Genomic DNA, 12,554 nt, shown 5'->3' on the forward strand with positions numbered 1-12,554 from the left:
CTGCGGTGGGTGTTGATTGTAATTAAGATGGCCCCATCTTTGTCTTATCAGTTTCTTCAGCCAAGGTGCCAACCGTGAGCGCGAACAACCCTCTTCTGCAGTCCTACGACCTGCCGCCGTTCTCGGCGATCCGTGCCGAGCACGTACAGCCGGCCATCGAACAGATCCTCGCCGATAACCGCGTGGCCATCGAAGGCATCCTGCAAAGCCAGGGTAAAAATCCGACATGGGCCGGGCTGGTACTGGCCATGGACGAGCTGAATGATCGCCTGGGCGCCGCCTGGAGCCCGGTCAGCCATCTGAATGCCGTGTGCAACAGCGCCGAATTGCGTGAAGCCTACGAAGGCTGCCTGCCAGCATTGAGCGCCTACTCCACCGAGATGGGCCAGAACCGCGCCCTGTTCCAGGCGTTCGAGGCCTTGGCCAACAGCCCGGAAGCCGCCGGCTTTGACGTGGCGCAGAAAACCATACTGGAACATTCGCTGCGCGACTTCCGCCTGTCGGGTATCGATCTGCCGCCTGAGCAGCAAAAGCGTTACGCGGAAGTACAAAGCAAACTCTCCGAGCTGGGCAGCAAGTTTTCCAACCAATTGCTGGACGCCACCCAGGCCTGGACCAAGCACGTCACCGACGAGGCAACCCTCGCCGGCCTGACCGACTCGGCCAAGGCGCAAATGGCGGCCGCTGCGCAGGCCAAGGGCCTCGAGGGCTGGCTGATCACCCTGGAATTCCCCAGCTACTACGCGGTAATGACCTACGCCCAGGACCGCGCCCTGCGTGAGGAGATTTACGCGGCCTACTGCACCCGTGCGTCGGACCAAGGCCCGAATGCCGGTCAGAACGATAACGGCCCGGTGATGGAACAGATCCTCGACTTGCGTCAGGAATTGGCGCAATTGCTGGGTTTCGCGTCCTTCTCGGAACTGAGCCTGGCCACCAAAATGGCCGAGTCCAGTGACCAGGTGCTGAGCTTCCTGCGCGACCTGGCCAAGCGCAGCAAGCCGTTCGCCGCTCAAGACCTGCAACAGCTCAAGGCTTACGCCGCCGAGCAAGGCTGCGCCGACCTGCAAAGCTGGGACAGCGGTTTCTACGGCGAAAAACTCCGCGAGCAGCGTTACAGCGTGTCTCAGGAAGCGCTGCGCGCCTACTTCCCGATCGACAAGGTGCTCGGCGGCCTGTTCGCCATCGTTCAGCGCCTGTACGGCATCGAAATCGCCGAGCAAAAAGGCTTCGACACCTGGCACCCGGACGTGCGCCTGTTCGAGATCAAGGAAAACGGCCAGCACGTAGGCCGCTTCTTCTTCGACCTGTACGCCCGCGCCAACAAGCGTGGCGGCGCCTGGATGGACGGCGCGCGCGACCGTCGTCGCACCGTCGACGGCGTGCTGCAAAGCCCGGTAGCCAACCTGGTGTGCAACTTCACCCCGGCCGACAGCGGCAAGCCTGCGCTGCTGACCCACGATGAAGTGACTACGCTGTTCCACGAATTCGGCCACGGCCTGCACCACCTGCTGACCCGCGTTGAACACGCCGGCGTGTCCGGCATCAATGGCGTGGCCTGGGATGCGGTGGAGTTGCCGAGCCAGTTCATGGAGAACTGGTGCTGGGAGCCGGAAGGCCTGGCGCTGATCTCCGGCCACTACGAAACCGGTGAGCCGCTGCCTCAGGACCTGCTGGAGAAAATGCTCGCGGCGAAGAACTTCCAGTCCGGCCTGATGATGGTCCGCCAACTGGAATTCTCGTTGTTCGACTTCGAAATGCATGCCACCCACGGCGATGGCCGCAGCGTGGCGCAGGTGCTCGAGGGTGTGCGTGACGAGGTCTCGGTGATGCGTCCGCCGGCCTACAACCGCTTCCCCAACAGCTTTGCGCACATCTTCGCCGGCGGATACGCGGCGGGTTACTACAGCTACAAGTGGGCTGAAGTGCTGTCGGCGGATGCCTTCTCCAAATTTGAAGAAGACGGCGTGCTCAATGCCGAGACCGGCCGCGCGTTCCGTGAGGCGATCCTGGCCCGTGGCGGTTCACAGGCGCCGATGGTGCTGTTCGTCGATTTCCGCGGACGTGCGCCAACGATTGACGCACTCTTGCGCCACAGCGGCCTGAGTGAGGACGCGGCAGCATGAGTGAAGGGCCTGTGATCACCAAAAAGCAATTCATCGCCGGGGCGGTATGCCCGGCGTGCAGCGAGCCGGACAAGCTGAAAATGTGGACCGAGGACAGCGTGCCGCACCGCGAATGCGTGGCCTGCGGGTATACCGATACGTTGAATGACCAAGGTTTGTCGGTACCGAAGGAACTGGGCACCCGGGTGAACACCTCGGCGTTAAAAGCGCCGGCGGACCCCAAGGTGCAGGCGGTGCAGTTCTTCCCGAATCCGAAGCTGAAAAAAGACTAACAGCTCTACGCACACCCAATGTGGGAGGGGGCTTGCTCCCGATAGCACAAGGTCAGTCAGCCTCTAATTGGCTGACCCAGCGCTATCGGGAGCAAGCCCCCTCCCACATTTTTTTGCCTGCGTTTATTCGACTTAGGTCGCTGAATCCATTCTCTACATCCTTAGCCTGCTATCATTTGTAACCATTGATTGCCAAAAATACATGAGCTGCTCCCAAGAAGCGGCCGAACAAACCCGTGACCACATGATGAGGTGCACCCATGTCTGATCAAGATCAAGACAACCCCCGGCGTGACTTTTTGCGCAAATCCTTGACCTTGATCCCGGTGGTCACGGTTGCCAGTACCGGCCTTGGTGGCTCAATGCTCATGGCGACGCCAGAGCCTGCCCAAGCCGCGTCAGCCAAGCCTGCGGTGAGCGACAAAGCCTATGAGCCCACCTATTTCACGGCCGAGGAATGGGCGTTTATCAACGCCGCCGTCGAGCGCCTGATTCCCGCCGACGCGCAAGGCCCCGGTGCGCTGGAAGCCGGCGTGCCGGAATACATCGACCGTCAGATGAACACGCCGTACGCCAGTGGCGCCCTGTGGTTCATGCAAGGCCCGTTCAATGCCGACGCCGCGCCGGAGATGGGCTGGCAGAGCAAATTGGTGCCCAAAGAAATCTATCGTCTGGGCATTGCTGCTACGGATGCCTGGTCGAAGGCGTTCAACGGTAAAGTTTTTGCTGCGCAAGACAGCGCTACCCGAGACGATATGTTGCACCGTCTGGAAGCTGGCGGCAGTGAAGTGGCGGCGCATTTCGAGGCGGTGCCAGCCAAGATATTCTTCAACCTGTTGCTGCAAAACACCAAGGAAGGGTTCTTTTGCGACCCGATCCACGGCGGCAATAAAGGCATGGTCGGCTGGACCATGATCGGCTTCCCCGGCGCTCGCGCCGACTTTATGGATTGGGTGGAACGCAACGAGCAATACCCCTTCCCGGCTGTTTCCATTCGCGGCGAGAGGGCATAAACGTGGCCACCATCATGAAAAAAGTCGACGCAGTGATCGTTGGCTTCGGCTGGACTGGCGCCATCATGGCCAAGGAGCTGACGGAAGCAGGCCTCAACGTGGTAGCGCTGGAGCGCGGCCCGATGCAGGACACTTACCCGGACGGCAACTATCCCCAGGTCATCGATGAACTGACCTACAGCGTGCGTAAAAAACTCTTCCAGGACATTTCCAAGGAAACGGTGACGATTCGCCACAGTGTGAATGACGTTGCTCTGCCGAACCGTCAGCTCGGTGCTTTCTTGCCGGGTAACGGCGTAGGTGGCGCCGGCCTGCACTGGTCGGGCGTGCATTTTCGTGTCGACCCCATCGAGTTGCGCATGCGCAGCCACTACGAAGAGCGCTACGGCAAAAACTTTATTCCCAAAGACATGACCATCCAGGACTTCGGCGTCAGTTACGAAGAACTGGAGCCGTTTTTCGACTACGCGGAAAAAGTCTTCGGCACCTCCGGCCAGGCCTGGACGGTGAAGGGGCAATTGGTGGGTGAGGGCCGCGGCGGTAACCCGTACGCGCCAGACCGTTCCAACCCGTTCCCGTTGGAGGCGCAGAAGAATACCGTCTCCGCACAGTTGTTTCAGAAAGCGGCGGCCAGTGTGGGTTACAAACCCTACAACCTGCCCTCGGCCAATACTTCGGGGCCGTACACCAACCCCTACGGCGCGCAGATGGGCCCGTGCAATTTCTGCGGTTTTTGCAGCGGCTATGTTTGCTACATGTACTCCAAGGCCTCGCCGAACGTAAACATCCTGCCGGCCCTGCGCCAGGTGCCGAATTTTGAGCTGCGGGCCAATTCCCATGTGCTCAAGGTCAACCTCGACAGCACCAAGAGCAAGGCCACCGGCGTGACCTACGTCGACGCCCAGGGCCGCGAATGCGAGCAACCGGCGGACCTGGTAATCCTCGGCGCGTTCCAGTTCCACAACGTGCGGCTGATGCTGTTGTCGGGCATCGGCAAGCCCTACGACCCGATTACCAATGAGGGCGTGGTCGGCAGGAACTTCGCCTACCAGAACATGGCGACCATCAAGGCGTTCTTCGACAAGGACACCCACACCAACAACTTTATCGGTGCCGGCGGCAATGGCGTGGCGATGGATGACTTCAACGCCGACAACTTCGACCACGGGCCGCATGGCTTTGTGGGCGGCTCGCCGATGTGGGTCAACCAGGCCGGCAGTCGACCGATTGCCGGTACGTCCAACCCGCCTGGCACGCCGGCCTGGGGCAGTGCCTGGAAGCGCGCCACCGCCGATTACTACACTCACCAGGTGTCGATGGACGCCCACGGCGCCCATCAATCCTACCGGGGCAACTACCTGGATCTGGACCCGGTGTACCGTGACTCCTACGGCCTGCCGCTGCTGCGCATGACGTTCGACTGGCAGGAAAACGACATCAAGATGAACCGCTTCATGGTCGAGAAAATGGGCAAGGTCGCCGAAGCGATGAACCCCAAGGCCATTGCCGTGCTCGGCAAAAAGGTCGGTGAGCACTTCAACACCGCGTCCTACCAGACCACTCACCTCAATGGTGGCGCGATCATGGGTACCGACCCGAAAACCAGCGCCTTGAACCGCTACTTGCAGTGCTGGGATGTACACAACGTGTTTGTCCCGGGCGCGTCCGCATTCCCACAAGGTTTGGGTTACAACCCTACCGGCCTGGTGGCGGCGCTGACCTATTGGTCGGCCCGCGCGATCCGCGAGCAGTACCTGAAAAACCCCGGCCCGCTGGTTCAGGCATAAGGAGCGATGACCATGAAAGCACTTGTTATCGCCTCCCTGGCGCTGTTCAGCAGTTGTTCGGTGAGCGCCGCCGAAACCGACTTGATCAAGCAGGGCGAGTACCTGGCCCGCGCCGGTGACTGTGTGGCCTGCCACACCAGCAAGGGCGGCAAGCCGTTTGCTGGCGGCCTGCCGATGGAAACCCCGATCGGCGTGATCTACTCCACCAACATCACCCCGGACAAGACTGGACTGGGCGACTACAGCTTTGAAGACTTCGACAAGGCCGTGCGCCATGGCGTCGCCAAGAGCGGTAGTACGCTTTACCCAGCGATGCCCTACCCGTCTTACGCACGTGTCAGCGAAAGCGATATGCGCGCGCTGTATGCCTACTTCATGAAAGGCGTGGAGCCGGTCGCCCAGGAGAATAAAGCCAGCGATATTCCCTGGCCCTTGAGCATGCGTTGGCCGCTGGCGGCGTGGCGTTGGATGTTTGCCCCTGAGGTGGCCGATGACCAGGCGGCGGCAGACGCCGACCCGGTCATCAGCCGGGGCGCTTACCTGGTTGAAGGCCTTGGCCACTGCGGCGCCTGCCACACGCCACGGGCCCTGACCATGCAGGAAAAAGCCCTGAGCGCCACCGATGGCAATGCGTTCCTGTCCGGCAGCGCGCCACTGGAAGGCTGGATCGCGAAAAGCCTGCGTGGCGACCACAAGGACGGCCTCGGCAGCTGGAGCGAGGAACAACTGGTGCAATTCCTCAAGACCGGCCGCAGTGACCGCAGCGCGGTGTTTGGCGGCATGAGCGATGTGGTCGTCCACAGCATGCAGTACATGTCGCAAGACGACCTGACGGCGATCGCCCGCTACCTCAAGAGCCTGCCGGCTGTCGATCCCAAGGACCAGCCGCACCAGTACGACAAGCAAGTGGCCGAGGCGCTGTGGAAAGGCGATGACAGCAAGCCGGGTGCATCCGTGTATATCGACAACTGCGCGGCCTGCCACCGTACCGACGGCCATGGTTACACGCGGGTGTTCCCGGCGCTGGCCGGTAACCCGGTGTTGCAGACGGCGGATGCCACGTCGTTGATCAATATCGTGTTGAACGGTGGCACCTTGCCGGCCACTCATACGGCGCCGTCGACCTTCACCATGCCGGCGTTTGCCTGGCGCCTGTCGGACCAGGAAGTGGCGGACGTGGTCAGTTTTGTGCGCGGCAGTTGGGGTAATAAAGGCGCGCCAGTCAAAGCCAGTGACGTGGCGGACCTGCGCAAGAGTGATATGCGCACCACCTCCGGCGACGACCTGGGGCAAGTCACGCAAAAGCACTGACCGCTAAACGGCACTGGTCATAAAGACGATGCCCCTATACTGTATATAAAAACAGTATAGGGGCGTTTTCATGTCTACACCTCTGCCGCCCCGTGGCCGGGGCACGGCCACCAACCTGCACAACCGTTTTGCGCCTACCGTCAGCGTGGCCGAGGACGACGGTTGGTTCCAGGAAGTGCCGCCGACCCAGGGCACCGAAGTGCGTATTGAAACGGCCAAGAGCATCATTACCCGCAACAACTCGCCGGACTTGCCGTTTGATCGCTCGATAAACCCCTATCGCGGTTGCGAGCATGGCTGCATCTACTGCTATGCGCGGCCCAGCCATGCCTATTGGGACATGTCGCCGGGGCTGGATTTTGAAACCAAGCTGATCGCCAAGACCAACGCCGCCGATGTGCTGGAGCAACAGCTGTCGAAGCCGGGTTACGTGTGCGCGCCGATCAACTTGGGCTCCAATACCGACCCGTACCAGCCCATCGAGCGCGAGTATCGGATCACTCGGCAAACCCTTGAAGTGCTGCTGCGCTACCGGCACCCGGTGACCATCATTACTAAGGGCTCGTTGATCCTGCGAGATCTCGACCTGCTCACCGAACTGGCCCGGCAGCGTCTGGTGGCGGTGATGATCAGCCTCACCAGCCTGGACGACGAACTCAAGCGTATCCTCGAGCCGCGTACGGCAGCGCCCAAAGCGCGGTTGAGGGCGATTCGGGTGATGCGCGAGGCCGGGATTCCGGTGGGTGTGCTGTGTTCGCCGATGATCCCGATGATCAACGACAGCGAGCTCGAGAGCCTGCTTACCGAAGCCCATGCCGCCGGTGCGCAAAGCGCGGCCTACATGATGTTGCGCCTGCCGCTGGAGGTGGCACCGTTGTTCGAGGAGTGGCTGGCCGCGCATTACCCGCAGCGCGCAGCGCATGTGATGAGCCTGGTACGCCAGGTACGAGGTGGCGAGGTGTACGACAGCCGTTTCGGCGTGCGCATGCGTGGCGAAGGGCCGTTTGCCGATTTGCTGGCGCAGCGCTTCAGCAAGGCGATCAAGCGCCTGGGGCTCAACCGCAGGGAGGGGTTCAACCTGGATTGCACGGCATTCTGCCCACCGGGCAGGCAGATGGCTTTGTTGTAGACTTACGGGGAGAGCGCATCTTTCCTATAGGAATAGTCGCGTTTTGATATCACTGAAACCCGCGATCTAGAGCGGTTCATTCAGTTTGAGTTAAGTTTCGGCGGTTACCTTGTTCAGCGAGTGACTGATGAGTCGAAGCCTGCTTTTTTGGACTTTTAAAACTATTCCAATGGCCGGGTATCGAACTGACCTGAATACTCCCCTGCATTAATCAAGAGGATGAATCATGAGTGACAAGGATAAACAGCCGTTGGCTGCGTCGGCTTCCGCCCCTCAAGTGGCGGAGTCCGCCGATGCAGCGCTAAAGCATATCGTTGACGGCTTTTTGCATTTCCATCACGACGTCTTCCCTCAGCAGGAAGAACTCTTCAAGAAACTCGCCACGGCCCAGAGCCCACGGGCGATGTTCATTACCTGCGCCGACTCGCGCATTGTGCCGGAGCTGATTACCCAAAGCTCGCCTGGCGACCTGTTCGTGACCCGTAACGTCGGTAACGTAGTGCCGCCCTACGGCCAGATGAACGGCGGTGTTTCCACGGCTATCGAATACGCGGTGCTCGCCCTGGGCGTGCAGCACATCATCGTGTGCGGGCATTCCGATTGCGGCGCCATGCGCGCGGTACTCAACCCTCAGAGTCTGGAAAAGATGCCGACGGTCCGGGCCTGGCTGCGGCATGCTGAGGTCGCCAAGTCCATGGTCGAGGACAACTGCGACTGCGCCAATGAAGGCGAAAGCATGAAGGTGCTGACCGAAGAAAACGTCATCGCCCAGTTGCAGCATTTGCGTACCCACCCTTCCGTGGCTTCGCGCATGGCTAATGGTCAGTTGTTTATCCATGGCTGGATCTACAACATCGAGACCAGCGAAATCCGCGCTTACGATGCGGACCAGGCGGCGTTCCGACCGCTGGGCGGCGACGGGCCGATCCCTTGCGCGACGCCTAAAGCGCGCTTCTAAAACACTTCCCTGCCGGGTAAAGCGGTGGCTGCCATGGATGCAGCCAGGCTTTGCCGCGCCCGGCGAATGCCTCGGGAGAGTCATCATGCGTGCTGCTCAATTGAAAGCTGTATTGCCACGGGAGCTGCTGGCCTCCGTGGTTGTGTTTCTGGTTGCCCTGCCCTTGTGCATGGGCATCGCGATTGCGTCCGGCATGCCGCCGGCGAAGGGCCTGATCACCGGCATCATCGGCGGCCTGGTAGTGGGTTGGCTGGCGGGGTCGCCGCTGCAGGTCAGTGGCCCGGCGGCGGGCCTGGCGGTGTTGGTATTCGAACTGGTGCGCCAGCACGGCATGCTGATGCTGGGGCCGATCCTGCTGCTGGCGGGCTTTCTGCAATTGGTAGCCGGGCGCCTGCGCCTGGGTTGCTGGTTCCGCGTTACGGCGCCGGCGGTGGTGTACGGCATGTTGGCGGGCATCGGCGTGTTGATTGTGTTGTCGCAGGTCCACGTGATGCTCGACAGTACGCCCAAGCCATCGGGGCTGGATAACCTGGCGGGCTTCCCGGCGGCGTTGGCCGAGGCGATTCCTGCCTTGGGCGGCGGCCTCGGCTGGCAGGCAGGTTTGCTCGGGCTTTCGACGATGCTGGTGATGTACCTGTGGGATAAATTGCGCCCGCAATCACTACGGTTCGTCCCGGGCGCCCTGCTCGGTGTGGGCCTTGCAACGGTGACCAGCCTGGTGCTGGCGTTGCAGGTCAAGCGCGTGGAAGTCCCGGAAAACCTGGCTGACGCCATCGACTGGCTGCGCCCCAGCGACCTGCTGAACCTGGCCGATCCGCAATTGTTGATCGCCGCTTTCGCCGTGGCGTTTATCGCCAGCGCCGAAACCCTGCTCTCTGCCGCTGCGGTCGACCGCATGCACAGCGGCCAGCGCTCTGATTTCGACAAGGAATTGTCTGCCCAGGGTGTGGGCAACATGCTCTGCGGCCTGGTTGGCGCCCTGCCGATGACCGGCGTGATCGTGCGCAGCTCGGCCAACGTGCAGGCCGGCGCTACCACCCGCTTGTCGGCGATGTTCCATGGCCTGTGGCTGCTGGCGTTTGTGCTGTTGCTGTCGAGCGTGCTGCAAAGCATTCCGGTGGCGAGCCTGGCGGGCGTGCTGGTGTATACCGGCATCAAGCTGGTGGACCTCAAGGCGTTCCGAGGGTTGGCGCGCTATGGGCGGATGCCGATGTTCACCTATGCGGCGACGGCGCTGGCGATCATCTTTACCGACCTGCTTACCGGCGTGTTGGTTGGCTTTGGACTCACGTTGGTGAAGCTGGCGTTCAAGGCGTCGCGGTTGAAGGTCAGCCTGATCGACCTGCCCCAGGACGGCGAGATGGAGCTGCGTTTGACCGGTGCGGCGACCTTTTTGAAAGTACCGGCACTGACCCAGGTGCTGTCGACGGTGCCCGCGGGGACGACCTTGCACGTGCCGCTCAGCAACTTGAGTTACATCGACCATTCCTGCCTGGAGTTGCTGGAGGAATGGGGACGGGCGAATGCGGCGAAGGGCTCGAAGCTGATGATCGAGGCGCGTGGGTTGAAGCGACGGTTGGAAGGGCGGATTCGTACGACGACGGGGATAGGTTCGGCGCCATCTACTACCTGACGAAACCGGATGAAAAATGTGGGAGGGGCGGTGCGACGATTCGACTTGCTCGCGAATGCGGAGTATCAGTCACTGAATAACTGACTGAGCCACCACATTCGCGAGCAAGTCGAATCGTCGCACCGCCCCTCCCACATTTGATCTTTATTGGCCGTAAGATTTAAGCCGGCTGATCCAGCGCCAACTCAACCCCCAATTGCCGCGACAAGCACGGCCAGCGCTTCCACGCTGCTTCCGTGCTCGGGCTCTTGAGCTGTTCGCGGTAGGTCTCGACCGACTCCAGCGCAAAGCTGTCTTCGTTAAGCATCTCATCCACCGCCAAGTGCACGGCTTCATCCAACTGGTTGGCGAAGGTTTCGCCGATCAGTTGATGGGCGATCAGGTTGGCCACGGTGGTATCCGCCGGAATCAACGGCTGGCCGAAATGCTTGATATACAAATCGTTTACTTCTTCCACCAGACGATGAGCCAGGTAAGCCTCGTCCAGCAGCCCGTCGAGCCCCTCATGGCCGGCCAGGATCGCTGGCGGCTGCAGGAAGAAATGCTCGGCGATTTTCAGTACCGGCTTGATCTGGCTTTCGATCCCGGCTTCGCGGGCCACGTCGTTGGCGGCGTCCAGCAAGTCCGGGACGAGGTCGATGTAGGCGGTCACAAAACGGGTCATGACAATGTTGCGATCACCGTCAGCCAGGGAGATGGCCGAATGCAGGTGCGGCAATTGTTTTTCCAGTTGCAGGGCAAGCTGGCCAGTGCTGGCTTCGTGTTGATGGGCACGGGAAATCTGCTCGCGCAATGCGGCGGTGTTCATGAAGGCTCCAGTGATGCAGGCGTAGGAATAGGGAGAGCATAAGGTAGCTCGTTTATACGAGCGCCTCAGACGCATTTGTCATAATTATTTCATGGTTATGCGCCCGCGTTATATCGAATTGCCATCGTTCGTCGGATAAACGATTCCGCTCCCGTATTTATTGGCCCCGGCCGGTCATTTTCACTCATTTACCCCTACACATTGCGGGGTTGCAGAGCGAGTCTATACTCGGGTTTGTACGCGATTAGCTGATGACGCCAGACTGCATAAGCAGGCAAGGCTAAGCGGTTGTAAGCAGTATGGAAGCCGCTCCCTTCGACGCAGGTGCAAACCGGCGGGATAACAAGAACGATAAGGGGAACCCGCAATGACGCGACATCCACACGTTTGGATGGGCCTACTGTTGTGGTCAGTATTCGGCCAGGCGCACGCCGCCTGGACAACGAATATGGCGCCAGGGGCGACTGAAGTCAGTCACGCTGTGTTCGACCTGCACATGACCATTTTCTGGATCTGTGTGGTGATCGGCATTGTCGTGTTTGGCGCGATGTTCTGGTCGATGATCGTCCACCGCCGGTCCACGGGCCAGGTCGCGGCCAAGTTCCACGAGAGCACCACCGTGGAAATCCTCTGGACCGTGGTGCCCTTGCTGATCCTCATTGCGATGGCCATCCCGGCGACCAAGACCCTGATCAATATCTACGACAGCAGTGAATCGGATATCGATATCCAGGTCACCGGCTATCAGTGGAAGTGGCATTACAAATACCTGGGCCAGGACGTGGAGTTCTTCAGCAACCTGGCCACGCCCGCCGAGCAGATCCACAACCAGGCCACCAAAGGCGAGCATTACCTGCTGGAAGTCGACCAGCCGCTGGTGCTGCCGGTGGGGGCCAAGGTGCGTTTCCTGGTGACCGCCGCTGACGTGATCCACTCCTGGTGGGTGCCGGCGTTTGCGGTCAAGCGTGACGCCATCCCCGGCTTCGTCAACGAGGCCTGGACCCGTATCGAGAAGCCCGGCATCTACCGTGGCCAGTGCGCCGAATTGTGCGGCAAGGACCACGGTTTCATGCCGATTGTGGTCGAGGTCAAGTCCAAGGCCGATTACGACACCTGGCTCGGCGAGCGCAAGGAGGAAGCTGCCAAGCTCAAGGAGCTGACCTCCAAAGAGTGGACGCTGGAAGAGCTGGTGGCACGCGGCGACAAGGTCTACCACACCACCTGCGTGGCCTGTCACCAGGCCGAAGGCCAGGGGCTGCCGCCGATGTTCCCGGCGCTCAAGGGCTCAAAAATTGCCACGGGGCCCAAGGAAGGCCACCTGAGCCTGGTCTATCACGGCAAGCCGGGTACGGCGATGGCAGCCTTCGGCAAGCAGCTCTCGGAAGTCGATATCGCTGCGGTCGTGACCTACGAACGCAATGCCTGGGGCAACAACAAAGGCGACATGGTCACGCCAAAAGACGTGCTGGCCATCAAACAGGCGGAAAGCAAATGACAGCCCTGATTGCGTTTGCCCC

Annotated in this window: 10 protein-coding genes; 9 read left to right on the forward strand and 1 reads right to left on the reverse strand. The window is 60.8% G+C overall.

What is annotated here, in order from left to right:
• The first annotated feature begins 74 nt into the window (after positions 1 to 74).
• From prlC to CXQ82_RS00370, 8 genes are all read left to right on the forward strand, one after another.
• A complete protein-coding gene (gene prlC / locus CXQ82_RS00335; RefSeq protein ID WP_101265111.1) occupies positions 75 to 2,126 on the forward strand; it encodes an oligopeptidase A in 2,052 nt (683 codons plus the stop codon).
• The gene (locus CXQ82_RS00340; RefSeq protein ID WP_017528719.1) at positions 2,123 to 2,398 is read left to right on the forward strand and encodes a YheV family putative zinc ribbon protein; all 276 of its coding nucleotides are present in this window, start codon (positions 2,123 to 2,125) and stop codon (positions 2,396 to 2,398) included. Before prlC ends, CXQ82_RS00340 begins: the two co-directional genes overlap by 4 nt.
• Positions 2,399 to 2,658: 260 nt before the next feature.
• Positions 2,659 to 3,411 (forward strand): gluconate 2-dehydrogenase subunit 3 family protein, encoded by a 753-nt coding sequence (locus CXQ82_RS00345; RefSeq protein WP_101265113.1) that lies wholly within the window; start codon positions 2,659 to 2,661, stop codon positions 3,409 to 3,411.
• Between the two features lie 2 nt (positions 3,412 to 3,413).
• A complete protein-coding gene (locus CXQ82_RS00350) occupies positions 3,414 to 5,198 on the forward strand; it encodes a GMC family oxidoreductase (RefSeq protein WP_101265115.1) in 1,785 nt (594 codons plus the stop codon).
• A 12-nt stretch (positions 5,199 to 5,210) separates the two neighbouring features.
• Positions 5,211 to 6,509, forward strand: a complete 1,299-nt coding sequence (locus CXQ82_RS00355) for a cytochrome c (RefSeq protein ID WP_101265117.1) — start codon at positions 5,211 to 5,213, stop codon at positions 6,507 to 6,509.
• A gap of 70 nt (positions 6,510 to 6,579) precedes the next feature.
• Positions 6,580 to 7,638: a PA0069 family radical SAM protein gene (locus tag CXQ82_RS00360; RefSeq protein WP_101265119.1), complete on the forward strand. Its 1,059-nt coding sequence runs from the start codon at positions 6,580 to 6,582 to the stop codon at positions 7,636 to 7,638.
• Between the two features lie 226 nt (positions 7,639 to 7,864).
• Positions 7,865 to 8,596, forward strand: coding sequence for a carbonic anhydrase (locus CXQ82_RS00365; protein ID WP_101265121.1), 732 nt, complete (start codon positions 7,865 to 7,867; stop codon positions 8,594 to 8,596).
• A gap of 85 nt (positions 8,597 to 8,681) precedes the next feature.
• On the forward strand, positions 8,682 to 10,229 hold the full coding sequence (locus tag CXQ82_RS00370) for a SulP family inorganic anion transporter (RefSeq protein WP_101265123.1): 1,548 nt from the start codon (positions 8,682 to 8,684) through the stop codon (positions 10,227 to 10,229).
• A 160-nt stretch (positions 10,230 to 10,389) separates the two neighbouring features.
• Here the strand turns inward: CXQ82_RS00370 and CXQ82_RS00375 are convergent, their stop codons facing one another.
• Positions 10,390 to 11,037: a hypothetical protein gene (locus CXQ82_RS00375; RefSeq protein ID WP_101265125.1), complete on the reverse strand. Its 648-nt coding sequence runs from the start codon at positions 11,035 to 11,037 to the stop codon at positions 10,390 to 10,392.
• Positions 11,038 to 11,404: 367 nt separating this feature from the next.
• On the opposite strand from CXQ82_RS00375, the gene coxB reads away from it, so the two are divergent.
• Positions 11,405 to 12,532, forward strand: coding sequence for a cytochrome c oxidase subunit II (gene coxB / locus CXQ82_RS00380; RefSeq protein ID WP_101265127.1), 1,128 nt, complete (start codon positions 11,405 to 11,407; stop codon positions 12,530 to 12,532).
• Positions 12,533 to 12,554: the final 22 nt, after the last annotated feature.

This window comes from Pseudomonas sp. S09G 359 (assembly GCF_002843605.1).
Lineage (GTDB): Bacteria > Pseudomonadota > Gammaproteobacteria > Pseudomonadales > Pseudomonadaceae > Aquipseudomonas.